The organism is Streptomyces sp. NPDC051064 (genome assembly GCF_044455985.1).
Classification (GTDB): domain Bacteria; phylum Actinomycetota; class Actinomycetes; order Streptomycetales; family Streptomycetaceae; genus Streptomyces.
The window spans coordinates 90,469-113,480 of record NZ_JBITFK010000008.1 but is presented as its reverse complement, the minus strand read 5'-3'; the positions used below and the strand labels follow the sequence as shown (position 1 = coordinate 113,480).

General features: G+C 71.6%; 19 protein-coding genes and 1 tRNA gene. 15 read left to right on the top strand and 5 right to left on the bottom strand.

Annotation, left to right across the window (positions count from 1 at the left end; genetic code table 11):
- The first annotated feature begins 6 nt into the window (after positions 1 to 6).
- On the top strand, positions 7 to 597 hold the full coding sequence (locus ACIBCU_RS27270; protein ID WP_399234668.1) for a hypothetical protein: 591 nt from the start codon (positions 7 to 9) through the stop codon (positions 595 to 597).
- A gap of 55 nt (positions 598 to 652) precedes the next feature.
- Positions 653 to 3,394, top strand: a complete 2,742-nt coding sequence (locus ACIBCU_RS27265; RefSeq protein WP_399234666.1) for a Tat pathway signal sequence domain protein — start codon at positions 653 to 655, stop codon at positions 3,392 to 3,394.
- Here ACIBCU_RS27265 and ACIBCU_RS27260 read toward each other — a convergent pair.
- Positions 3,391 to 5,811, bottom strand: a complete 2,421-nt coding sequence (locus tag ACIBCU_RS27260; protein ID WP_399234664.1) for an SCO7613 C-terminal domain-containing membrane protein — start codon at positions 5,809 to 5,811, stop codon at positions 3,391 to 3,393. The two genes, ACIBCU_RS27265 and ACIBCU_RS27260, sit on opposite strands and share 4 nt — an antisense overlap.
- Before the next feature lie 91 nt (positions 5,812 to 5,902).
- On the opposite strand from ACIBCU_RS27260, the gene ACIBCU_RS27255 reads away from it, so the two are divergent.
- Together ACIBCU_RS27255 and ACIBCU_RS27250 are read left to right on the top strand one after the other, a co-directional pair.
- Positions 5,903 to 6,349: an SRPBCC family protein gene (locus ACIBCU_RS27255; protein ID WP_362929298.1), complete on the top strand. Its 447-nt coding sequence runs from the start codon at positions 5,903 to 5,905 to the stop codon at positions 6,347 to 6,349.
- A gap of 39 nt (positions 6,350 to 6,388) precedes the next feature.
- Positions 6,389 to 6,460: transfer RNA gene (locus ACIBCU_RS27250), tRNA-Val, on the top strand.
- Positions 6,461 to 6,521: 61 nt separating this feature from the next.
- Here the strand turns inward: ACIBCU_RS27250 and ACIBCU_RS27245 are convergent.
- Positions 6,522 to 7,247 carry a 3'-5' exonuclease gene (locus ACIBCU_RS27245; protein WP_399234662.1) on the bottom strand — a complete coding sequence of 242 codons (726 nt, stop codon included), beginning with the start codon at positions 7,245 to 7,247 and terminating at the stop codon, positions 6,522 to 6,524.
- 194 nt (positions 7,248 to 7,441) lie between these two features.
- Between ACIBCU_RS27245 and ACIBCU_RS27240 the strand changes: the two genes are divergently transcribed.
- The 3 genes from ACIBCU_RS27240 to thrS all read left to right on the top strand — a co-directional run bounded on the left by ACIBCU_RS27240 (position 7,442) and on the right by thrS (position 11,361).
- A complete protein-coding gene (locus ACIBCU_RS27240) occupies positions 7,442 to 8,041 on the top strand; it encodes a DUF4365 domain-containing protein (protein WP_362929294.1) in 600 nt (199 codons plus the stop codon).
- The gene (locus tag ACIBCU_RS27235; RefSeq protein WP_399234659.1) at positions 8,041 to 9,282 is read left to right on the top strand and encodes a hypothetical protein; all 1,242 of its coding nucleotides are present in this window, start codon (positions 8,041 to 8,043) and stop codon (positions 9,280 to 9,282) included. The genes ACIBCU_RS27240 and ACIBCU_RS27235 overlap by 1 nt, the downstream gene beginning before the upstream one ends.
- Before the next feature lie 102 nt (positions 9,283 to 9,384).
- Positions 9,385 to 11,361, top strand: a complete 1,977-nt coding sequence (gene thrS / locus ACIBCU_RS27230; RefSeq protein ID WP_362929290.1) for a threonine--tRNA ligase — start codon at positions 9,385 to 9,387, stop codon at positions 11,359 to 11,361.
- A gap of 24 nt (positions 11,362 to 11,385) precedes the next feature.
- On the opposite strand, the gene ACIBCU_RS27225 is transcribed toward thrS, so the two are convergent.
- A complete protein-coding gene (locus ACIBCU_RS27225; RefSeq protein WP_399234657.1) occupies positions 11,386 to 12,063 on the bottom strand; it encodes a potassium channel family protein in 678 nt (225 codons plus the stop codon).
- Between the two features lie 66 nt (positions 12,064 to 12,129).
- On the opposite strand from ACIBCU_RS27225, the gene ACIBCU_RS27220 reads away from it, so the two are divergent.
- Positions 12,130 to 12,702 (top strand): HIT family protein, encoded by a 573-nt coding sequence (locus tag ACIBCU_RS27220; protein WP_399234654.1) that lies wholly within the window; start codon positions 12,130 to 12,132, stop codon positions 12,700 to 12,702.
- Positions 12,703 to 12,729: 27 nt separating this feature from the next.
- Here ACIBCU_RS27220 and ACIBCU_RS27215 read toward each other — a convergent pair whose 3' ends face one another.
- The gene (locus ACIBCU_RS27215; RefSeq protein WP_362929450.1) at positions 12,730 to 14,400 is read right to left on the bottom strand and encodes a hypothetical protein; all 1,671 of its coding nucleotides are present in this window, start codon (positions 14,398 to 14,400) and stop codon (positions 12,730 to 12,732) included.
- Between the two features lie 156 nt (positions 14,401 to 14,556).
- Positions 14,557 to 16,782 (bottom strand): elongation factor G-like protein EF-G2, encoded by a 2,226-nt coding sequence (locus tag ACIBCU_RS27210; protein WP_399234651.1) that lies wholly within the window; start codon positions 16,780 to 16,782, stop codon positions 14,557 to 14,559.
- Between the two features lie 276 nt (positions 16,783 to 17,058).
- On the opposite strand from ACIBCU_RS27210, the gene pgsA reads away from it, so the two are divergent.
- The 7 genes from pgsA to ACIBCU_RS27175 all read left to right on the top strand — a co-directional run bounded on the left by pgsA (position 17,059) and on the right by ACIBCU_RS27175 (position 22,924).
- Positions 17,059 to 17,745, top strand: coding sequence for a phosphatidylinositol phosphate synthase (gene pgsA / locus ACIBCU_RS27205; RefSeq protein WP_362929282.1), 687 nt, complete (start codon positions 17,059 to 17,061; stop codon positions 17,743 to 17,745).
- Positions 17,742 to 18,665 carry a phosphatidylinositol mannoside acyltransferase gene (locus tag ACIBCU_RS27200; protein ID WP_362929280.1) on the top strand — a complete coding sequence of 308 codons (924 nt, stop codon included), beginning with the start codon at positions 17,742 to 17,744 and terminating at the stop codon, positions 18,663 to 18,665. Before pgsA ends, ACIBCU_RS27200 begins: the two co-directional genes overlap by 4 nt.
- The gene (locus ACIBCU_RS27195) at positions 18,662 to 19,822 is read left to right on the top strand and encodes a glycosyltransferase family 4 protein (protein ID WP_362929278.1); all 1,161 of its coding nucleotides are present in this window, start codon (positions 18,662 to 18,664) and stop codon (positions 19,820 to 19,822) included. The genes ACIBCU_RS27200 and ACIBCU_RS27195 overlap by 4 nt, the downstream gene beginning before the upstream one ends.
- Positions 19,823 to 19,881: 59 nt before the next feature.
- Positions 19,882 to 20,427, top strand: a complete 546-nt coding sequence (locus ACIBCU_RS27190; RefSeq protein ID WP_104790384.1) for a hypothetical protein — start codon at positions 19,882 to 19,884, stop codon at positions 20,425 to 20,427.
- A 162-nt stretch (positions 20,428 to 20,589) separates the two neighbouring features.
- Positions 20,590 to 21,510, top strand: coding sequence for a pyridoxal 5'-phosphate synthase lyase subunit PdxS (gene pdxS / locus ACIBCU_RS27185; protein WP_104790385.1), 921 nt, complete (start codon positions 20,590 to 20,592; stop codon positions 21,508 to 21,510).
- Between the two features lie 6 nt (positions 21,511 to 21,516).
- Positions 21,517 to 22,110, top strand: coding sequence for a pyridoxal 5'-phosphate synthase glutaminase subunit PdxT (gene pdxT, locus ACIBCU_RS27180; protein ID WP_362929274.1), 594 nt, complete (start codon positions 21,517 to 21,519; stop codon positions 22,108 to 22,110).
- Positions 22,111 to 22,171: 61 nt separating this feature from the next.
- Positions 22,172 to 22,924 (top strand): YebC/PmpR family DNA-binding transcriptional regulator, encoded by a 753-nt coding sequence (locus ACIBCU_RS27175; RefSeq protein ID WP_099176837.1) that lies wholly within the window; start codon positions 22,172 to 22,174, stop codon positions 22,922 to 22,924.
- The last annotated feature ends 88 nt before the right edge of the window (positions 22,925 to 23,012 follow it).

Below are 23,012 nucleotides of genomic sequence, written 5' to 3'. Positions count from 1 at the left end.
CGCACCATGGCGACGAAGACCCGCACCCAGGCCAGGCGTACGCGCGTCATGGACCGCTTCGCCCTGTTCTCCGAATGTCTGCTCGTCGGCGTGTGGATCGCCGTCGCCGCCCTGCCGCTGTTCACGTTCCCCGCGGCCTTCGCCGCGGGGACCCGGCACCTGCGCCGCTACCTCGACGGTGAGCACGGCGGGCTGCGCGAGTTCGCGGACGACGCCCGGGCGGCCGCCCGCGGCGGATGGCTCGTCGGCGTGGCCGTGTGGGCCGCCGGGGGCGTGCTCTGGCTCGATCTGGCGGCGGTCCGCGCCGGGCTGCCCGGCGGGCCCTTCGTGGGCGCGGTCGGCATCCTCGCCATGATCGGCTTCCTGGTCGCCGTCGTACGCGCCGCCTCCTGCTGGGAGCCCGGCACCCTCTGGCGCCCCCTCCTGGCCGAGGCCGGCCGGGACACGGTCCGGGACCCGGCCGGCTCCCTGCTGCTCGTCTGCGGGATGGCCGTCGTCCTGCTGTCCGGCGCCCTGGTGCTGCCGCTGGCCGTCCCCGTCACCGGGGCCGTCGCCGCCGCGGCCACAGCGGTGCGGGCGCGGCTGCTCCCGCACTGACCCGTACCTGTTCGTCCGTTCCCTGTCCCGAACCCGCACGGAGAGAGGCACACCCATGTCCAGGATGCCCCGCAGAACGCTTCTGAAGGCCGCTGCAGCGGCCGGCGCGGCCGCACAGTTCAGCTGGTCCCTCGGCGCCACTCCCGCGTCGGCGGCGGCCCCGGGTGTGGAGCACACCGGCGAACCCGTCACCCTGACCTGGCTGGAGTCCGGCGGTCTCGGCGCGGCGCCCGGCTCCACGCTCGGCGTGCCCTGGCCCAAGGGGCAGTACCGCAAGGACCAGACCTTCGCGCTGACCACCGAGGACGGCAAGGACGTCCCCGTGCAGTCGTGGACGACCGCCACCTGGCCCGACGGTTCCGCGAAATGGACCGCGCACGCCGTGGGCCCCGAAGCCGCGGGCGCGAAGAAGTTCGTCCTCGGCCCGGGCACGCCCGCGGCTCCCGCCCACAAGGTCGCCGTCAAGAGCACCGGGTCCACCATCACCGTCTCCACCGGCGTCATCACCGCGAAGATCGGGAAGTCCGGCTCCTCGCTCATCACCTCCCTCACCCGTGGCTCCACCGAGATCGCCAAGGACGGACGGCTCGTCCTGATCCGGCAGGGCGAGATCGAGGACGGCGACCAGGGGCGCGAGGCGTACGAACGGTTCGAGAGCGCCGTCACCACCACCGAGGTCGAACAGAGCGGCCCGGTACGCGCCGTCGTCCGGATCGAGGGCAAGCACCGCAGAGGGAAGCGCTCCTGGCTGCCGTTCTCGGTGCGGCTCTACTTCTACGCCGGCGCCGAATCGTTCCGCATGGTGCACACCATCACCTTCGACGGCACCCAGGAACCCGGGAAGGCGAGCGGCGACTTCATCCGCGGCCTCGGCGTCCGCTTCACCGTCCCGATGCGGGACGAGGCCTACGACCGGCACATCCGTATCGGAGGCGAAGGCACCGGCATGCTCCGGGAAGCCGTCAAGGGCATCACCGGCCTGCGCCGCGACCCCGGCGCCGCGGTCCAGGCAGCCCAGTTCGAGGGCACGAAGCTCCCCGACCCCGCCACCTGGGACCAGCGCGTCACGAGCCGCCTCCACCTCATCCCCACCTGGGGTGACTACACCCTCAGCCAGCTGTCCGCCGACGGGTTCTCCCTCCGCAAGCGCACCAAGGAGGGCCACGGCTGGATCGCGGCGGGCGGCGGCCGGCGGGCCTCCGGCTTCGGATACGTCGGCGGGGCGAGCGGCGGACTCGCCTTCGGCCTGCGCGACTTCTGGGAGAAGTTCCCCGCCCAGCTCGACATCCGCGACGCCCACACCGACGCGGCCGAAGTCACCCTGTGGCTCTGGTCGCCGGAGGCCGAGCCTATGGACCTGCGCTTCTACCACGACGGCCTGGGCCAGGACACGTACGCCGAACAGCTCGAGGGCCTCAACATCACCTACGAGGACTACGAACCCGGCTTCGGCACCCCGTACGGCATCGCCCGCACCAGCGAACTCCTCTTCTGGGCCCATGACTCCACCCCGGGCGCCACCGCCCTGGCCCAGCAGACCGAGGCCGTCCGCACTCTCCCGCAGCTGGTCGCGCCGCCGTCCCAGCTGATCGGCGCGAAGGTCTTCGGCGGACTGTTCTCCCCGGTCGACCGCTCGACGCCGGCCAAGGCGAAGATCGAGGACCACCTGGACTTCCTCCTCACGTACTACAAGGACCAGGTCGACATGCGGCGCTGGTACGGCTTCTGGGACTACGGCGACGTCATGCACTCCTACGACCCCGCACGCCATCAGTGGCGCTACGACGTCGGCGGCTACGCCTGGGACAACTCCGAGCTCTCACCCGACCTGTGGCTGTGGTACGCCTACCTGCGTTCCGGCCGCGCCGACATCTTCCGCTTCGCCGAGGCCATGACCCGCCACACCGGCGAGGTCGACGTCTACCACCTCGGCGAGTGGGCCGGCCTCGGGACCCGGCACGGCATCCAGCACTACGCCGACAGCGCCAAGCAGCAGCGCATCGCCAACACCACCTACCGGCGCTTCTACTACTTCCTCACCGCCGACGAACGCGTCGGCGACCTGATGCGCGCCAACGTCGACTCCGACGAGACCTTCCTCGCCCTCGACCCGCTCCGCAAGATCCGTACCGAGCCCTACACACCGGACCGGCACGCCCTGTCCATCGGTTTCGGGACCGACTGGAGCGGGCTGGTCTCCGCCTGGCTCACCGAATGGGAGCGGGGCGGCCCGCAGGCCGCGAAGGCCAAGGCCCGCATCCTCGGAACCATGGAGACCATCGCCGCCCAGCCCAACGGTTTCGTCCAGGGCAGCGGCCTGTACGACCTCGACACCGGCAAGTTCGCCGTCGACACCGAACCGGTCGTCAGCGTCTCGCACCTGTCGGCCGTCTTCGGCCTCAACGAGCTGTGCGCCGAACTCATCGACCTCGTCGACGTACCGAAGTTCGAGGAGGCGTACCTCGACTACTGCCGGTACTTCAACGCGACCAAGGCCGAACAGAAAGCGCGCTACGGCTCCGACTTCGGCAGCCTCATCCTCTTCCAGGGCCACTCACGCCTGGACGCCTACGCCGCGGTCCGTACGGGCGACGAGAAGCTCGCCGCCCGCGCCTGGGAGAAGTTCTACAACAGCGACGGATACAAGGAATCGGCCCCCTGGAAGACCGAGGAGGTGACCGGCCCCGTCACCACGGTCCCCGGGACCGAGGCCAACTGGGTCTACACCAACGACACCGCGCTCTACGGACTCGCCGCCATCGAGAACCTCGCCCTCGTCGGGGACAAGATGCCTTAACGCATCCTGCCGAGGCTCTGCCGCACCCGGCGCGCGTCGCGCAGTCGCTGCTCGTAGGTCGCTCCGACCGCGAGCAGCAGCAGCCCGGCGAGCGCCGGGGGCGCCCAGCGCGGGAGCGCGTCGAGCACCTGCACCACATGCGGGGCCAGCTCGTGCAGGCCGACCAGGGCCAGCACCGAACCGCCCAGCACCAACGGGGCCTGGAGCCGGAGACGGGCGCCCACCAGCGTGGCCACCAGGGCAGCCGCACCCAGCAGCAGGGGCCGCGGCCAGCCGGTATCGGTCCACGCCACCACGAGGCTCGGCACCATCGTCGTCGAGAGGGCCGGGCCGTACGCCACCCAGGACGACACAGCCGGGTCCGTGCGGCCCCGCAGATACCCGACCGCGAACGCGACGACCGACACGGGCAGCGTGTACGCCTCAGGTGCCGTCACCCCCGAAGCGCCCAGCCGCACCCACATCGCCGCCACGAACAACGCCGCCGCCAGATGTCCCGCGGCCGGCCGGCGCTCGGGCCGCACCGCGCTCCCCGCCGCCAGCACCCCGCACAACGCCAGCACCAGCGCGAGGAACGGCGCGTCCGTGACCGAGAGCCCCACCGCCACCAGCGCACCGAACGCCCCGGCGGCCTCCAGCGACAACGCCACCGCCGCCACCCGCAGCCGGGCCCCGAGCAGCACCGTCACCGCCGGGACGACCAGCACCACCGGAGCGGACCGCGGCGCGCTCCACCCCAGCGACGCCCCCGCCGCCGTGGCCACCACGATCGCGCACAGCACCGACCCGACGGCGAGCACCGACCGCACCACCACCGCCTCCGACCGGGCAGCCGCACCCGCGAACAGCACCAGCAGGGCTCCGAAGACCGCGTATGTGGCCGGCTCGGCGGCCAGGGCGAGCAGCCCCACGCTCACCGCGCCCACGAGCGCGCACGCCAGAGCGGTCAGTGGGACGGCTCCGTGCCCCCGCCGCACGGCGAGCGCCAGCAGCCCGCCCACCAGCAGCAGCTCCACGCCCACCGCCACCGCGTACGGCACATCCGCCACCGCGAGCAGCGCCGGCACCGCACCCCAGCCCAGGACCGTCGCCCCGGCCTCCGCGGCGACCAGCCACCCCCGAGGAGGCGCCACGAACGTCCCCCGCGCCCATCCGAGACGCAGCGCCGCGAGCACACCCGCCACCACCACGAGCACCACCGGGGACGCGACCGACGCCGGCCACGGCATCGACGGCCCGAGCGCACCCCGGAACCCCTCCGGCGCCCCGGACCAGACGTCCGCCAGCCCTGACACCGGACCCAGCAGCACCGCCGCCACCACGGGCGACGCCCACACCAGCGCACCCGCCATGACCGCGGCGGACGCCCCCAGGAGACCCCGGCCCACCGGCTGCGGGACCCGGAGCCGCAGCACCGGCGACAACGCGATACCGCAGAGCAGATACACCACGACCGACCAGTTCCACGGCAGACCCGTACGCAGCACGCCGCCCACCGCGGCCACCGAGGCCAGGCCCGCCACCGCACCCGCGGCGACGGCCCACTCCTTCGGCGCGCGCCACGCTCCCGCCAGGGCCACCCCCGCGCCCGCCAGCAGCAGCGCCCCCGGGCCCGCTGCCGCGAGGGGCCCACCGGCCGACACGGACAGCCCGAGACCGATCAGCAGCGCGACCGGCCCGGTGACCCCCGCCCCGACAGCCGCCGTGACCCGCACCGCGAGCCCCCGGCCCCACGACACCACCGCGACATCCGCCGCCGCAGTCACCAGAAGCGCCCAGCCGAAGCCGGCCGCGGGCGCCCCCGCGGCCCAGGCGGTCAGCACCAGCGGCAGCTGCCCCGCCACCACGGCCGCGGGCAGCGGCACCCGCAGCCCGCCGAGCAGCAGCCCGTACAGGGCCCACACCGCCGCCAGCACCGCCGACGCGACTGCCGAGAACACGAGCCCGTCGGTCCCGGGAGCGGCGACCGCGTGCAGGGCGAACGCGTCCAGCACCGTCAGCACCAGCGCCAGAGCGGCCACCGCCTCCGCGGTCGAGGGCAGCTTGCGCGCCAGCAGCAGGGCCGGCGCCACCAGCGCACCCGCAGTCACCGCCGCCAGCACCGCCGAACGGCCCGCGATGCCCATCTCGCCCCAGCTGAACAGGGTGAAGGCGATCGCCGCGACCGTCAGCAGCAGACCACCGAGGACCAGCAGCACATTCTGCGTACCGTGCGCGGGCGCCGACGGGGCGTACGGAACAGCAGGGGCCTGCGGCCGGGCGGCAGGCACCGGAAAGGGTGACGGGGCGGCCGGCGCGCCCAGCACGCCCACCAGCCAGGCACGGCGGTTCAGCAGCTGCAGCCGACGGGTGTCCAGCCAGGCCAGTTCGTGATCGAGGAGCGCCAATTCCTCGGCGGGCGGCGGCACATGTCTCATGTACGGGAGTGTGGCGGCCGCCACATCCTCGTGCATGCGTTCCCCTACTCAGTTCCGCGTCTGAGTAGGGCCGTGCGCACAGACTGGAAGCATGGACTGGAATCACTACCGCTTCACGAGCGTCTGGGAACTGCCCGCGCCGCCCGACACCGTCTACGCCGCCCTGGAGCGCGTCGAGGACTACCCCCTGTGGTGGCCCCAGGTCCGGGGGATCAGCCGCATCGACGACTCCACCGCCAGGGCCCGCTTCCGCTCGTCCCTCCCGTACGACCTCGTCCTGACGCTGCGGCAGCGCCGCAACGACCCCGCCGCACGGACCCTCGAAGCGGCCATGAGCGGCGACCTCGAAGGCTGGGCACGCTGGACCGTCGCCCCGCACAAGGGCGGCAGCCGCGTCGTGTACGAGCAGGAGGCCGAGGTGCGCAGGGCGCTGCTGCGCCGGCTCGCCGTCCCCTGCCGCCTCTTCTTCCGCGCCAACCACACGCTGATGATGCGCGCCGGACGCCGCGGACTGGGGGCATGGCTCCAAGCGGTTTGAACGGAGAGCGCCGAGCCCTGTATGGTTCAACCCGTTCCCGGGCGATTAGCTCAGTGGGAGAGCGCTTCGTTCACACCGAAGAGGTCACTGGTTCGAAACCAGTATCGCCCACCCGGGAAAAGCCGGTCCGTCAGTGTCATCGACGGACCGGCTTTCGCGTACCCGGCGCCGGTCAGGCCGCCGCGGGGAGCTCCGGACGCAACGGCCACGCCGGATCCACGGCCTCCGGCGCGCCGTTCTTCTCGAACCACGCCTGCAGCCCGCGCGCCTGAGCCGCGTGCCACACCGCCTGCAGCGAGTGCACCTCGGCCGGTGACAGCCGCTCCAGCCGGGCGGAGAACCGCCTCCCCACCGCCCGCACCAGTTCGAGCGACGCCGCCGCGTCGGCCGCCGCGTCGTGCGCGCCGTCCAGCGTGACCCCGTACAGCTCGCACAGGTCCGTGAGCGTGCGACGGCCCTTGCGGTAGCGGTCCAGGTGCTTGTCCAGCACCCGCGGGTCCAGCACGCACAGCGGCTTGTTCCGCAGATAGCCGGCCAGCGACGACGCCCGGTGGCGCCTCAGCTCCCGGTCCAGCAGCGTCAGATCGAACGGTGCGTTCATCACGACCAGCGGCCGTCCCGTCGCGCACTGCTCCGCCAGCGCCCGGGCTATCTCCTCGACGACCGGCGCCGGCCAACGGCCGTTGCGCTGCAGATGGTCGTCGGTCAGACCGTGGATCTCGGTGGCGCCGGGCGGCACCGGAATCCCCGGATTGACCAGCCAGCGGGTGACGCGGAGCCGTCCGCCCGCCGCGTCCTGGACGACGAGGGCGGCCGAGACGATCCGGTCCTCCTCGACATCCACGCCTGTTGTCTCGGTGTCAAAAGCCGCCAGCGGCCCCTCGAACCAATGCATCATCCCCGAACTCCTCGCGCCTGCTCGGCAGATGGCGGGATTCCTCTGCCCGGTTCGGTGATACCCGCGCCCTATGCCTGATACGCCGTTTACGGCCCGCCTCCTGCGGTGACAACACAAGGGACGGGCACGGAAGTTGACCAGCCCGCCAGCGGAGACCGGGCAACCGGTCGGCACAGCCCGGAAGGCACGGAGCCATGGCGCTCGCGCAGCCGAACCCAGGGAGTCCCGCCCGCACCGAGGACCACGGGGGAAAGCCGCCGCAACAGCGGAGCACACCACCGCTGCGCGGCACACTCGCCACCACCGCCTGCATGGAGACCCTCCAGGTGGGCTACCTCCACGCGGTCGCGGCCGCGGCGGGCTGCTCGCTCTCGCAGCCCTTTCCCGACAACGGCATCGACTGGCACGTCAGCCACGGCGCCCCCGACCACACCGTCGACGACGAAGTGACCATCAAGGTGCAGCTCAAATGCACCTACCAGATCCCCCCGCACCCACCCGGCGCCGCGTTCTCCTTCACGCTCGACAACGCCCATCTGGTGAAGCTCGCGCGCACCCCGGTGTCGGTGCACAAGATTTTGGTCGTGATGCTCGTGCCCCGCAGCCAGGACGACTGGCTGCGGGCCGGACACGACCGGCTGGACCTGCGGCACTGCTGTTACTGGACGAACCTGGCCGGCCACCCGGTGACGGGCCGGCACCGGACCACCGTGCGGATCCCGACCTCGCGGATCTTCGACGACCGCGCACTCTGCGACATCATGGCCCGGGTCGGGGCGGGAGGGAGACCGTGATGCACCTGTCGATGGACGAGCCCACCGGAGGGACGGTCCCGGCGGGCAGCCGCGCGCACCCGTACGCCGACGGCCCCGGCCCCGGAGGGGCCCCCGACCCCGCACGCGTCGACCCCGCCGTCCTCGGTGCCCTGCTGCGGCGCCACGGCTGGCACCGGCGCGGAGGCGCGAGCGGACGCTACAGCCGCTGGGTCCCGCCCGGCCCCGCCGCCGGCGGCACCAGCCTGCTCGTGCCGGACAGCACCGCCTTCCCCGACGGCGAGGAGCTGCTCGCCGAGGCCCTCACCGCGCTCACCCGCAGCGCCGTCCCCTCGGTCCGCGACATCCTGGTCGCCCTCACCGTGCCCAGTGACGAGATCCGCTGGTGGCGTGACGTCCCCGAAGGCGCCTCGGGAGCCGCAGACTGGACCGGCACCGACCAACTGCGCAGGGCGGCCCGGCAGATCCTCCTCGCCGGATCCCTCGCCGTGCGCGGCCGGGCCGGCTACCACGGCGCCCGGCACCGGGGGAAGGCGCGGAGCGCCCTGGACGGCACCCTCGTCGGACCCGCCGCCGACGGCCGCTGCCTCACCGCGTTCGTCCCTGTCACCTCGGGGCGGGCCGTCGCCGTACAGCTCTACGCCGCGCTGCACGCGGCACGGGAAGCCGTCGACTACCAGCGGGCCACCGGCGGTATGGAAGCCTTCGACACCGCCGTCGCCGCCGGCGTCAGCCGGGAACTGACCGACGCGGTCGTCGCCCTCGTCCGGGGAGCGGAGGGCGCCAGGATCACGCTGGCCTGGGCACCCGCCGCCGGAACACCCGAAGGGTGCCCCGCGAACCCCGAGCCCGTCGAGTTCTCCCCGGGCGATCTGCCCGCCCTCCGCATGGCGGGAGCGCGCTACCTGCAGGACGAGCCCGCCGTTCCCGTACGGATCACCGGAGCCGTCGTGCGGCTGCGCCGCTCCGGGCCGCGCGGCCCCGGCGTCGTGCGGCTGCGGGTGCTGGCGGGAGCCGAGGTGGCGCACGTACGGATCGAGCTCGACGAGGAGGCCTACCGGATCGCGGGCCACGCGCACCTGGTCGGACTCCCGCTGCGGGTGGAGGGCAGACTGGAGAACCGGGGCGGCTTCCGGCGGCTCAGCGGCGCCTCCCAGGTCACACCGGTGCAGGTGGACGAGGGCGAGCGGGACCGGCTCATGAAGTCGCTCCACGAGAACGTCGACTTCTTCGAGGAGGCGTGCACGGGGGACGAGGAGTAGACGGCCCCGGTATCCCTTTCGCGTCGAGGGCCCCCGGCTCGGTACGATTCGCAGTGCGTACGCACGATGCAAGCGGCGCACCCCCTCAGTCAGGAGAGACCGGTGTCAGACGTCCGTGTGATCATCCAACGCGATTCCGAGCGGGAAGAGCACGTGGTGACGACGGGCACGACGGCCGCCGAGCTCTTCCCCGGGCAGCGCACCGTCGTCGCCGCGCGGGTCGGCGGCGAGCTGCGGGACCTCGCGTACGAGCTCAGCGACGGCGAGGTCGTCGAGCCGGTCGAGATCTCCTCCGAGGACGGCCTGAACATCCTGCGGCACTCCACCGCGCACGTGATGGCGCAGGCCGTGCAGGAGCTCCACCCCGAGGCCAAGCTGGGCATCGGCCCGCCGGTCAAGGACGGCTTCTACTACGACTTCGACGTCGAGAAGCCGTTCACGCCCGAGGACCTCAAGGCCATCGAGAAGCGGATGCAGGAGATCCAGAAGCGGGGCCAGAAGTTCTCCCGCCGGGTCGTGACGGACGAGGCGGCCCGCGAGGAGCTCGCCGACGAGCCGTACAAGCTGGAGCTCATCGGCATCAAGGGCTCGGCCTCCTCGGACGACGGCGCGGACGTCGAGGTGGGCGGCGGCGAGCTGACCATCTACGACAACCTGGACGCCAAGACCGGTGAGCTGTGCTGGAAGGACCTCTGCCGGGGCCCGCACCTGCCCAGCACCCGGTTCATCCCCGCGTTCAAGCTGATGCGGAACGCGGCGGCGTACTGGCGGGGCAGCGAGAAGAACCCGATGCTCCAGCGCATCTACGGCACCGCCTGGCCCACCAAGGACGAGCTCAAGGCGCACCTGCTGTTCCTGGAGGAGGCCGCCAAGCGCGACCACCGCAAGCTAGGCAACGAGCTGGACCTCTTCTCCTTCCCGGACGAGATCGGCCCCGGCCTCGCGGTCTTCCACCCCAAGGGCGGCGTCATCCGCCGGGCCATGGAGGACTACTCGCGGCGCCGCCACGAGGAGGAGGGCTACGAGTTCGTCTACAGCCCCCACGCCACCAAGGGCAAGCTCTTCGAGAAGTCCGGCCACCTCGACTGGTACGCCGACGGCATGTACCCGCCCATGCAGCTCGACGACGGGGTGGACTACTACCTCAAGCCGATGAACTGCCCGATGCACAACCTGATCTTCGACGCGCGGGGCCGTTCCTACCGTGAACTGCCGCTTCGCCTCTTCGAGTTCGGCACGGTGTACCGGTACGAGAAGTCGGGTGTCGTCCACGGCCTGACCCGCTCCCGCGGCTTCACGCAGGACGACGCGCACATCTACTGCACCCGCGAGCAGATGGCCGAGGAGCTCGACCGGACGCTCACCTTCGTCCTGAACCTGCTCCGCGACTACGGTCTGACCGACTTCTACCTGGAGCTGTCCACCAAGGACCCCGAGAAGTTCGTCGGCTCGGACGAGGCATGGGAAGAGGCCACCGAGACGCTGCGTCAGGTCGCCGAGAAGCAGGGCCTCCCGCTGGTCCCGGACCCGGGCGGCGCCGCGTTCTACGGCCCGAAGATCTCGGTGCAGTGCAAGGACGCCATCGGCCGTACGTGGCAGATGTCGACCGTGCAGCTCGACTTCAACCTGCCGGAGCGCTTCGACCTGGAGTACACGGGCCCGGACGGCACCAAGCAGCGCCCGGTCATGATCCACCGTGCGCTGTTCGGCTCCATCGAGCGCTTCTTCGCGGTGCTGCTGGAGCACTACGCGGGCGCGTTCCCGGTCTGGCTGGCCCCGGTCCAGGCGGTCGGCATCCCGATCGGCGACACCCACATCCCGTACCTCCAGGAGTTCGCCGCCGAGGCGCGCAAGAAGGGGCTGCGGGTCGAGGTGGACGCCTCGTCCGACCGGATGCAGAAGAAGATCCGCAACCACCAGAAGGCCAAGGTCCCGTTCATGATCATCGTCGGGGACGACGACATGAACGCGGGCACGGTGTCCTTCCGCTACCGCGACGGTTCGCAGGAGAACGGCATCGCCCGTGACGAGGCGATCGCCAAGCTCGTCGACGTGGTGGAGCGTCGCGTACAGGTGTGATCCGCCCGAGGAGGCCCCCGGGAGCTACGCGCTCCCCGGGGGCCTCTTCTCGTCCTCCCGGGCGAACACCTGCAGCAGCCACGACGAGAACGACCCCGTCACCGCCCCCAGCAACGCCAGCCCGCAGGCCATCAGCCCCGTCGCCACGATCCGTCCCCCCAGCGTGACCGGCACCGCGTCCCCGTACCCCACCGTCGTGAGCGTCGCGCACGCCCACCACGCCGCGTCCCCGAACGTACGGATCGTGGAGTCCGGCGCCCCCTTCTCCTGGTGGTACACCGCGAGGGCGGCGGAGAAGCCGAGGAGCACGGCCGTGAGGCCCGCGTACGTCATCACCCGGGCGTACAGGCTCATCCGGGGCCGCTCCCGGCGCTGCTGGACCGCCGTGTAGATCTGCACGACGCGCAGCGGGCGCAGCAGCGGCAGGAGCAGGACCGCCGTGTCCAGCCAATGGCGGTGCACGAATCGGAGACCCAGGCCGCTGAGCCGGAGCCGTACGCCGTAGTCCACGACGAAGAGCAGCCAGGTGGCGGCGACGAGCGCGAGGGCGATGTCGCGCCAGGGCTGGGCGCCGACGGGGGCGAGGACGCGGACCGCGTAACCGGTGAGGAAGACCAGTGCCGCGGCGAAGAGCGGTACCTCGGTGTGCTGCTCCCATTCCTTGAGCCGGACGGGGTCGGGGGCCGTGGGGTGGTCGCTCATGGCGTCAGCATCGCGGTGCCCCGGCGGGGTCGCCCCCGGCGACACGCGCGGCGGGGGCCACGCAATATGCTGATCGGCATGACGAGTGAGCCGGAACAGCAGATCGGAGTGGGGACGCCCGACGCGTTCCAGCGCCTGTGGACGCCCCACCGGATGGCCTACATCCAGGGTGAGAGCAAGCCGAGCGGCCCGGGGGCCGGCGACGGCTGTCCGTTCTGCGAGATTCCGTCGAAGTCGGACGAGGACGGGCTGATCATCGCGCGCGGCGAGAAGGTCTACGCCGTGCTCAACCTCTACCCGTACAACGGCGGGCACCTGATGGTGGTGCCGTACCGGCACGTGGCCGACTACACCGAGCTCGACGGCCCGGAGACCACGGAGCTGGCCGACTTCACCAAGCGGGCCATGGTCGCGCTGCGGGCAGCCTCCGGGGCGCATGGCTTCAACATCGGGATGAACCAGGGCGCCGAGGCCGGCGCGGGCATCGCCGCGCACCTCCACCAGCACGTGGTGCCCCGCTGGGGAGGGGACACCAACTTCATGCCGGTCGTCGGCCACACGAAGGTGCTCCCTCAGCTGCTGGGGGACACCCGGACGATGCTGGCCGGTGTGTGGCCGGCCGCACAGCCGTCCGTCTGAGCTGCGGGGTTCCCGTCCCGGGCGGGGTCAGGCGTCGTAGACGTCGGCCTTCCTCGGGGCGGGGTCCTGGACCAGTCCGCTGAGGATCATGGAGCGGTTGTCGAAGCGCTCGGTGTCGACGCCGTGTTCCTTGAGGACCCGCATCGTCGCGGAGTGGACGACGCGCAGGACCGGGGTGGCCGTCCGCATGGCGTCGTCGGCCATGAAGCGGTGGCCCCACGGCTTGGCGGCCCAGGCGTGCCGCAGGCCGAAGGGCTCGGGCAGGACGATCTTGCCGCCCAGGTAGTCGAGGAGCGGCGGGTACCAGGTGAAGGGGGCGCGCAGGGCGAGCCTGACGACCTCGCTCGCCTTGATGAGGGGGAGCGTCACCTTGCGGGTCTCCCAGAACCTGACCGCCTTCTTGACCGTCTTGGTCGCCGCTTCCGGCTTGGTGAGGAAGAGTCCGTGGACGGGGCCCAGCGCGTGCCCGGTGACCTCGATGCGCAGGGTCTCGTGGAGCACGGTGACGGTGATCAGCATCGTGATCACGAGCTGGCCGTCCCAGAGGGTGAACTGCACGCCCAGATAATGCCGGTTGCCGCTGCCGAACTGCTGGTGGTTGCAGATGCGCTGTATCTCGTGGGGCTTGATCTGGAAGGTGGCGACGTCCTCGCCCTCGGGGCGGGAGACCGAGTCCGCGTTCTCGCCGACGGGGGAGACGATCCAGTGCTTGACCGACGGCGTGGGGAAGCCGCCGGTGTTCAGCGGGCCGCGCTCCAGCATCTTCAGCTGGTCGTGGATCGCCCGCACGACGTCCCAGCTCCGGAACTGGTGGATCTCCTTGGCGGGGTCCTCCGGGGTGAGTTCCTCGGCGAGCTGCCAGCTGCCCCAGCGGGTCCCCATGCCGAGGATGCCTTTGGGGCCCGCGTAGAAGACGGCGTTGGACTGCTGCTCGGCGGAGAGCTTCTCCAGGCCCTGGCGCAACGCCTCGCGGGCCGTCTCGTTGGGGTTCTTGGGCACGGCCTCGGGGATCTTGGCGCTGACGCCGCTGCCGGAGAGGAGCCCTTCCCAGCGGGCGCGCAGGTCCTTGACCGAGGTCTCCGCGATCCGCTTGGCGAGCAGCCAGCCGATCAGCGGGGCGACGGCGGCCGCCCGCAGGTAGAGGGCCAGGAAGCCGGTGAGCGGCATGGTGATCAGGAAGAACGCGGCGGCGCCGCCGAGCGCGATGAGCAGGATGCCGCCCAGCGCCTGGAAGAACTTGTCCTTGGACTTGTTGAGGAAGTCGCGCAGCCGGAAGGCGAGGACCCAGAGGATCAGGCCGGGCAGGAAGGCGAAGCCGAAGACGGCGGTGACCAGGGTCAGCTGCCTGTCGCGCGCCTTGCGCAGCCGGGTCGCGGAGAGGCAGTGTTCGACGACGGTCTGCGGGTCGGTGCCGAAGGACTGGATGAGGGCTTTGCGGTCGCCGCCGAGCATGCGTTCCTGGACGGCCCGGGAGAATGCCTCGCCCAGATTCGGCTTGAAATAGTCGGACTTGAACAGCTTGGACTCGCCCGGTTTCACCTCGGACTTGTGCCATTCGCTGTTGGCCTTGAGGATCTCCGTCACATCGCTGTCGCGGTACGCGGCGGAGGCGAGGGCGTTGGTCGCCACCGCCTGCCCTCCCGAACCCTGGAGCGGGATCTGCGCTCCGGGAGAGAAATCGAATCCGTCGTTGGCCACTGTCGCCCCCACTCGCCCGCACGGTCTGCTCCTGCGGCTGTTCCCAACTACCGTACGTCGCACACCTTCTGAGCTGGGCCCACAGAGTATCGTCCGGGCGCGCCGCCCGCCCGCCGATGTGGCCGGGGGCGGGCGGAAGGCGCCAGATCCAGTCAACTAGCTCACGTTTGTGCTGTTTTCCGGCGCTTCGCGGATGCGGTCGGCGAGTTGGGGAGGCATCGGTTCGTGCCGGGCGTACGCCCGGTCGAACCGTCCGGTGCCGTGCGTCAGGGAGCGGAGGTCGAGGGTGTACCTGCCGATCTCGATCTCCGGCACCTCGGCCCGTACGAGCGTGCGATCACCGGTCGCCTGTTCGGTACCGATGACCCGCCCGCGCCGCCCCGCGAGATCGCTCATGACGGCCCCCACGTAGTCGTCCGGGACGAGGACACCGACCTCCGCGACGGGTTCGAGGAGCTGGATGCGGGTGTCGGCCGCGGCCTCGCGCAGCGCCAGGGCGCCCGCGGTCTGGAAGGCGGCGTCGGAGGAGTCCACCGAGTGCGACTTCCCGTCGAGCAGGGTGACGCGTACGTCGACGAGCGGATGGCCGGCCGCGACACCGTGGGCCGCCTGGGCGCGTACGCCCTTCTCCACGGACGCGATGAACTGCCGCGGCACCGAACCGCCGACCACCTTGTCGACGAACTCGATGCCGGTGCCGGGCGGCAGCGGCTCGACCTCGATCTCGCAGACGGCGTACTGGCCGTGACCGCCGGACTGTTTGACGTGCCGGCCTCGCCCCAGGGTCCGCGCGGCGAACGTCTCGCGCAGCGGCACGCGGTGGGGTTCGGCGTCGACCTGTACGCCGTACCTGCTGCGCAGGCGTTCCAGCGCCAGCTCCGCGTGCGCCTCGCCCATGCACCACAGGACGACCTGGTGGGTGTCCTGGTTCTGCTCCAGACGCATGGTCGGATCCTCGGCGACCAGGCGCGCCAGCCCCTGGGAGAGCTTGTCCTCGTCGGCCTTGCCATGGGCCCGGACCGCCAGCGGGAGCAGCGGGTCGGGCGGGGCCCACGGCTCCATCAGCAGCGGTTCACCGCTGCCGGAGAGGGTGTCCCCGGTCTCCGCCCCGCCGAGCTTGGAGACGCCGGCCAGGTCTCCGGCGATGCAGCTGTCCAGGGGGCGCTGCTGTCTGCCGAAGGGCGCGGAGAGGGCCCCGACGCGTACGTCGGCCTCGTGGCAGGGACGGGCGCCGCCCCCGGGTTCGGTGAGGCCTTGGCCGCAGACGTGCACGGTGTCGTCGGGGCGCAGGGTGCCGGAGAAGACGCGGACGAGGGAGACCCGTCCCACGTAGGGGTCGGACGCGGTCTTCACGACCTCGGCCACCAGGGGCGCCGCCGGATCGCAGACCGGGGCGGGGCGCGGGGCGCCGTCAGGAGTGGTGACGGCGGGCAGGGTGCGTTCCTCGGGTGAGGGGAAGCCGCGGGTGATCAGATCGAGGAGCTCCACGGTGCCGATGCCCTGACGGGCGCCGTCGGCGGCGGGCGCGGCGGTGAGGACGGGGTGGAAGGAGCCGCGCGCGACCGCGCGTTCCAGATCGGCGACGAGGGTCGTGACGCCCACCTCGCCGCCCCCGAGGTAGTGGTCCATCAGGGTTTCGTCCTCGCTCTCGGCGATGATCCCCTCGATGAGCCGGTTACGGGCCTCCTGGAGCGGTTCCCGCTGGTCACCGGCGGGCGGTGCCTCCTGCCGTTCCCCCGAGGAGTAGTCGAAGATCCGCTGGGTGAGGAGTCCGGTGAGCCCCGTCAGCGGCGCGTGTCCGTCCGGGCCCTCCGGACCCTGTACGGGCAGGTAGAGGGGGAGCACGGCGTCGGGGTCGTCGTGCCCGAAGATCCGGCCGCAGACTCGGGTCATCTCCTCGAAGGACGTACGCGCGGTGTCCAGGTGCGTGACGACGATCGCCCGGGGCATCCCGACGGCCGCGCACTCCTCCCAGACCGCGCGGGTGGCGCCTGCCACGGCGTCGGCCTCCTGGGCGGCCGAGACGACGAAGAGGGCCGCGTCCGCCGCGCGCAGACCGGCCCTGAGTTCCCCGACGAAATCCGTGTAGCCGGGGGTGTCCAGCAGATTGATCTTGTAGCCGCCCCATTCGACGGGGACCAGCGAGAGCTGTACGGAACGCCGTCGGCGCTGTTCGATCTCGTCGTGGTCGGAGACGGTGGTGCCGTCCTCGACCCGGCCGGCCCGGTTCAGCGCCCCGGCCGTCAGCGCGAGTGCCTCGACCAGAGTGGTCTTGCCCGAGCCGCTGTGGCCGACCAGCACCACGTTCCGTACGGAAGCGGGCCGGTCGGCCGTCGCTGCCCTGCCGGCGGCTCCGGTGTGCGTGTGAGTCCTGTCGCTCATGATGCGTGCCTCCCGATCGGTTGGCGCAGTGCCGCAAGAGCTGGGGAGTGGATGCACGGGCAGGGCGGAGCCGCCGCGGCGGCTTCGGCGACGCCCGCGGTCCTTCGAGCTTTTCACTCGTGCCGGAAGCCGTCCATACGTCGCACACGGCGGAGCATGACTTCCGGGACATCCGGCGGGACGGGGTGCCCCGCCGTTGCGCGGCACGGCTCGTGACTACGATGGGCCAGCCGATGGCCGAAAGGGCCGCGGCGCCCACCGAACCTCGGGAAGGCCATGCTGAACAAGTACGCGCGTGCATTTTTTACGCGTGTCCTCACACCGTTCGCCGCTCTGCTGCTCCGCCTCGGGGTCAGTCCCGACGCGGTCACTCTCGTCGGTACGGCCGGAGTGATGGCAGGTGCGCTGGTCTTCTTCCCGATGGGGGAGTTCTTCTGGGGAACGATCGTGATCACGGTATTCGTCTTCTCGGACCTGGTCGACGGCAACATGGCCCGGCAGGCCGGGATCTCCAGCCGGTGGGGCGCGTTCCTGGACTCGACGCTCGACCGGGTGGCGGACGGGGCGATCTTCGCCGGGTTCGCGCTCTGGTACGCGGGCAGCGGTGACGACAACGTGCTGTGCGCGGTCGCGATCTTCTGCCTGGCCAGCGGCCAGGTGGTCTCGTACACGAAGGCGCGCGGCGAGTCGATCGGCCTGCCGGTCGCGGTGAACGGACTGGTGGAGCGCGCCGAGCGCCTCGTCATCTCGCTGGTCGCGGCGGGCCTCGCAGGCCTGCACGGCTTCGGGGTGCCGGGAATCCAGGTCCTGCTGCCGATCGCGCTGTGGATCGTCGCCGTCGGCAGCCTGGTGACGCTGATCCAGCGGGTGGTGACCGTGCGCAGGGAGTCGGCCGAGGCCGATGCCGCCGCGGCCGCCGCCCAGGGCGGGACGGCGGAACAGGGGAGCGAGGCCGCGCAGTGAGCGGCACCGGATCCGATCTCAGGGGCCGGCTGACCGACGGGCTCTACGGCCTGGGCTGGGGCGCGGTCAAGAAGCTCCCCGAGCCGGCCGCCACCGCGCTCTTCCGCACCCTGGCCGATCAGGTGTGGAAGCGGCGCGGGAAGTCCGTGCTGCGGCTGGAGTCGAACCTCGCCCGGGTGGTGCCCGACGCGGACGCCGCCCGGCTCGCCGAGCTGTCGAAGGCCGGCATGCGTTCGTACATGCGCTACTGGATGGAGTCCTTCCGGCTCCCGACCTGGACCCCGGAGCGGATCAAGGCATCCATAGAGGTCCGCGACGTCCACCGGCTCACCGAGGGCCTGGAAGCGGGCCGGGGCGTCGTCCTCGCGTTGCCGCACCTCGGCAACTGGGATCTGGCGGGCGCGTGGGTCACCACGGAACTGAAGGTGCCGTTCACGACGGTCGCCGAGCGGCTCAAGCCCGAAACCCTCTACGACCGGTTCGTGGCCTACCGCCAGGGCCTGGGCATGGAGGTCCTGCCGCACAACGGGGGCGCCGCGTTCGGGACCCTGGCACGGCGGCTGCGCGCCGGCGGGCTGGTGTGCCTCGTGGCCGACCGCGATCTGTCCGCCTCCGGCGTCGAGGTGAACTTCTTCGGCGACACCGCGCGCATGCCCGCCGGCCCGGCTCTGCTGGCCCAGCAGACCGGTGCGCTGCTGCTGCCCGTGACCCTCTGGTACGACGGCACGCCCGTGATGCGGGCGCAGGTGCACCCGCCCGTCGCGGAACCGGAGACAGGTACCCGGGCCGAGAAGACGTCCTCCATGACACAGGCGCTGGCCGATGCCTTCGCCACCGGGATCGCCGAGCATCCGGAGGACTGGCACATGCTGCAGCGGCTCTGGCTCTCCGATCTGGAACCCCAGGGGGAAGCTCCGTGAAGATCGGCATCGTCTGCCCGTACTCCTGGGACGTTCCGGGCGGGGTGCAGTTCCACATCCGCGACCTGGCGGAGCACCTGATCCGCCTCGGCCACGACGTCTCCGTGCTCGCGCCCGCCGACGACGAGACACCGCTCCCGCCGTACGTCGTCTCCGCGGGCCGGGCGGTGCCCGTCCCGTACAACGGCTCGGTCGCCCGGCTGAACTTCGGGTTCCTGTCGGCGGCGCGCGTCCGGCGCTGGCTCAACGACGGCACCTTCGACGTCATCCACATCCACGAGCCCACCTCGCCCTCGCTCGGCCTGCTCACCTGCTGGGCGGCGCAGGGGCCGATCGTGGCCACGTTCCACACGTCCAACCCCCGCTCCAGGGCCATGATCGCGGCGTACCCGATCCTCCAGCCCGCGCTGGAGAAGATCAGCGCGCGGATCGCGGTGAGTGAGTACGCCCGGCGGACCCTGGTCGAGCACCTCGGCGGCGACGCCGTGGTCATCCCGAACGGCGTCGACGTGGACTTCTTCGCCCGGGCCGAGCCGAAGACCGAGTGGCAGGGCGGCACGCTCGGCTTCATAGGACGCATCGACGAGCCGCGCAAGGGGCTGCCCGTCCTGATGAAGGCGCTGCCCACGATCCTCGCCGCCCGCCCGGAGACCCGGCTGCTTGTCGCGGGGCGCGGCGACGAGGAGGAGGCGGTCGCCTCGCTGCCCGAGGAGATGCGCTCGCGCGTCGAGTTCCTCGGCATGGTGAGCGACGAGGACAAGGCCCGGCTGCTGCGCAGCGTCGACGTGTACGTCGCGCCGAACACCGGCGGGGAGAGCTTCGGCATCATCCTGGTCGAGGCCCTGTCGGCCGGCGCGCCCGTCCTCGCCAGTGACCTGGACGCGTTCGCGCAGGTGCTCGACCAGGGAGCCGCCGGCGACCTGTTCGCCAACGAGGACGCGGACGCCCTGGCCTCGGCCGCGCTCCGGCTCCTGGGCGACCCGGAGCGGCGCGCGGGGCTGCGGGAACGGGGCAGCGCGCACGTGCGCCGCTTCGACTGGACGACGGTCGGCGCGGACATCCTGGCGGTGTACGAGACGGTGACGGACGGGGCGGCGGCCGTGGACACCGACGAACGGACGGGGCTCCGCGCGCGCTTCGGCCTCGCCCGGGACTAGAGGCCCGGGGGCGCACCGGCGGGGCAGGGCGGTCCCCTCCGACGGTAGCCTTGCCGCCCGTGATCGAAATCCTCATCTGGACCGTCGTCGCGCTCTTCGCGATCGGCCTGTATCTCAGCTGGACCGCCGGGCGGCTCGACCGGCTCCACGCCCGTATCGACGCGGCCCGGGCGGCGCTCGACGCCCAGCTGCTGCGCCGCGCCTCGGTCACCCAGGAACTGGCCACCGCCGGGGTCCTGGACCCGGCCGCGTCGATCGTGCTCTACGAGGCCGCGCACGCCGCACGGCAGGCCGAGGAGGAGCAGCGCGAGGTCGCCGAGAGCGAGCTGAGCACCGCCCTGCGGGCCGTGTTCGGCGAGGCGGCGCAGGTCGAGGCCGTGAAGGAGTTCCCGGGCGGCGAGGACGCGGCGAAGGAACTGGCCGCCGCCGTACGCCGCGTACCGATGGCGCGCCGCTTCCACAACGACTCGGTGCGCGCCGCCCGCGCGCTGCGCAGACACCGGACGGTCCGGCTGTTCCGGCTCGCGGGGCACGCCCCGTTCCCGCTCGCGTTCGAGATGGACGACGAGCCGCCGGTGGCCCTGGCGGACCGTCCCGGCAGCTGAGTGCGGACCGCCCCGGCCGCTGAGCGGCGACCGGCCGGAGTGCCCCGGAGGCGTGCAGAACGATCCACGGGGTGTTCATTGGCCCTTGCTGTGGAGTGCTCCCGGAGCGTTTGCTCGGATCTGCACCGTCCAGCGTCTCTCCACCCCCAGTGAGGTCGATCCGTGTCCACGCTCCCCACCACCCCGCAGTCCGCCGAGACCCCGGCCACCGGCACCGCCCGCGTCAAGCGCGGCATGGCCGAGCAGCTCAAGGGCGGCGTGATCATGGACGTCGTCAACGCCGAGCAGGCGAAGATCGCCGAGGACGCGGGCGCCGTGGCCGTCATGGCGCTGGAGCGGGTGCCGGCCGACATCCGCAAGGACGGCGGCGTGGCCCGGATGTCGGACCCCAACATGATCGAGGAGATCATCGAGGCCGTCTCCATCCCCGTCATGGCCAAGTCCCGCATCGGCCACTTCGTCGAGGCCCAGGTGCTCCAGTCCCTGGGCGTCGACTACATCGACGAGTCCGAGGTCCTCACCCCGGCCGACGAGGTCAACCACAGCGACAAGTTCGCCTTCACCACCCCGTTCGTCTGCGGCGCCACCAACCTGGGGGAGGCCTTGCGCCGTATCGCCGAGGGCGCCGCGATGATTCGCTCGAAGGGCGAGGCGGGCACGGGCAACGTCGTCGAGGCGGTCCGTCATCTGCGCCAGATCAAGAACGAGATCGCCCGCCTGCGCGGCTTCGACAACAACGAGCTGTACGCCGCCGCCAAGGACCTCCGCGCCCCCTACGAGCTGGTCAAGGAGGTCTCCGAGCTCGGCCGGCTGCCCGTCGTCCTGTTCTCGGCCGGCGGCGTGGCGACCCCCGCGGACGCGGCCCTGATGCGTCAGCTCGGCGCCGAGGGCGTCTTCGTGGGCTCCGGCATCTTCAAGTCCGGCGACCCGGCCAAGCGCGCCGCCGCCATCGTGAAGGCCACCACCTTCTACGACGACCCGAAGATCATCGCGGACGCCTCCCGCAACCTCGGCGAGGCCATGGTCGGCATCAACTGCGACACGCTGCCCGAGGGCGAGCGCTACGCAAACCGCGGCTGGTAAGCACCGATGACCGACACCCCTGTCATCGGAGTCCTGGCTCTGCAGGGCGACGTACGGGAACACCTGATCGCCCTGGCATCGGCGGACGCCGTGGCCAGGCCGGTCAGGCGGCCCGAGGAGCTCGCCGAGGTCGACGGGCTCGTCATACCCGGTGGCGAGTCCACCACGATGTCCAAGCTGGCCGTCCTCTTCGGCATGCTGGAACCGGTGCGTGAGCGGGTGGCCGCCGGGATGCCGGTCTACGGCACCTGCGCCGGCATGATCCTGCTCGCCGACAAGATCCTCGACCCGCGCTCCGGCCAGGAGACGGTCGGCGGCATCGACATGATCGTGCGCCGTAACGCTTTCGGGCGGCAGAACGAGTCCTTCGAGGCGGCCGTGGAGGTCGACGGCGTGCCCGGCGGACCCGTCGACGGCGTCTTCATCCGGGCCCCCTGGGTGGAATCGGTCGGCGCCCGCGCGGAGGTCATCGCGGTGCACGGCGGGCATATCGTGGCCGTACGCCAGGGAAACGCCCTCGCCACGTCTTTCCACCCGGAACTGACCGGCGACCACCGGGTGCACGCTCTCTTCACCGACATGGTGCGCGCCGTGGGCTGATCCGACCCCGGTAGGATCTCTCGGGTTCGGATCGATTTTGGTGACGCGAAGGAGAAGGCAGATGTCCGGCCACTCTAAATGGGCTACGACGAAGCACAAGAAGGCCGTGATCGACGCCAAGCGCGGCAAGCTCTTCGCGAAGATGATCAAGAACATCGAGGTCGCGGCCCGCACCGGCGGCGCCGATGTGTCCGGCAACCCGACCCTCTTCGACGCCATCCAGAAGGCCAAGAAGAGCTCGGTCCCGAACAAGAACATCGACTCGGCGGTCAAGCGCGGTGCCGGTCTCGAGGCCGGTGGCGCCGACTACGAGACGATCATGTACGAGGGCTACGGGCCGAACGGCGTCGCGGTGCTCATCGAGTGCCTCACCGACAACCGCAACCGTGCAGCGTCCGACGTCCGTGTCGCCATGACCCGCAACGGCGGTTCGATGGCGGACCCGGGCTCGGTCTCGTACCTGTTCAACCGCAAGGGTGTCGTGATCGTCCCCAAGGGCGAGCTGGGCGAGGACGACGTGCTCGGTGCGGTGCTCGACGCCGGTGCCGAGGAGGTCAACGACCTCGGTGACACCTTCGAGGTGCTCAGCGAGGCCACCGACATGGTCGCGGTCCGCACCGCGCTGCAGGAGGCCGGCATCGATTACGACTCGGCCGAGGCCAACTTCGTCCCGACCATGCAGGTCGAGCTCGACGAAGAGGGCGCGCGCAAGATCTTCAAGCTGATCGACGCGCTGGAGGACAGCGACGACGTGCAGAACGTCTTCGCCAACTTCGACGTCTCGGACGAGGTCATGGAGAAGGTCGACGCCTGAGGCGGCGCAACCGGGACGGGCCGACGGGACACACCCCGTCGGCCCGTCGCATTGTCAGCGGGAGCCGATAGCCTGCGGGAACAGATGA

Excerpts from the sequence above, each read along its gene's own strand:
- ACIBCU_RS27270 (WP_399234668.1), top strand. The coding sequence starts at position 7 with ATGGCGACGAAGACCCGCACCCAGGCCAGGCGTACGCGCGTCATGGAC.
- ACIBCU_RS27265 (WP_399234666.1), top strand. The coding sequence starts at position 653 with ATGTCCAGGATGCCCCGCAGAACGCTTCTGAAGGCCGCTGCAGCGGCC.
- ACIBCU_RS27260 (WP_399234664.1), bottom strand. The coding sequence starts at position 5,811 with ATGAGACATGTGCCGCCGCCCGCCGAGGAATTGGCGCTCCTCGATCAC.
- ACIBCU_RS27255 (WP_362929298.1), top strand. The coding sequence starts at position 5,903 with ATGGACTGGAATCACTACCGCTTCACGAGCGTCTGGGAACTGCCCGCG.
- ACIBCU_RS27245 (WP_399234662.1), bottom strand. The coding sequence starts at position 7,247 with ATGATGCATTGGTTCGAGGGGCCGCTGGCGGCTTTTGACACCGAGACA.
- ACIBCU_RS27240 (WP_362929294.1), top strand. The coding sequence starts at position 7,442 with ATGGCGCTCGCGCAGCCGAACCCAGGGAGTCCCGCCCGCACCGAGGAC.
- ACIBCU_RS27235 (WP_399234659.1), top strand. The coding sequence starts at position 8,041 with ATGCACCTGTCGATGGACGAGCCCACCGGAGGGACGGTCCCGGCGGGC.
- ACIBCU_RS27225 (WP_399234657.1), bottom strand. The coding sequence starts at position 12,063 with ATGAGCGACCACCCCACGGCCCCCGACCCCGTCCGGCTCAAGGAATGG.
- ACIBCU_RS27220 (WP_399234654.1), top strand. The coding sequence starts at position 12,130 with ATGCTGATCGGCATGACGAGTGAGCCGGAACAGCAGATCGGAGTGGGG.
- ACIBCU_RS27210 (WP_399234651.1), bottom strand. The coding sequence starts at position 16,782 with ATGAGCGACAGGACTCACACGCACACCGGAGCCGCCGGCAGGGCAGCG.
- pgsA (WP_362929282.1), top strand. The coding sequence starts at position 17,059 with ATGCTGAACAAGTACGCGCGTGCATTTTTTACGCGTGTCCTCACACCG.
- pdxT (WP_362929274.1), top strand. The coding sequence starts at position 21,517 with ATGACCGACACCCCTGTCATCGGAGTCCTGGCTCTGCAGGGCGACGTA.
- ACIBCU_RS27175 (WP_099176837.1), top strand. The coding sequence starts at position 22,172 with ATGTCCGGCCACTCTAAATGGGCTACGACGAAGCACAAGAAGGCCGTG.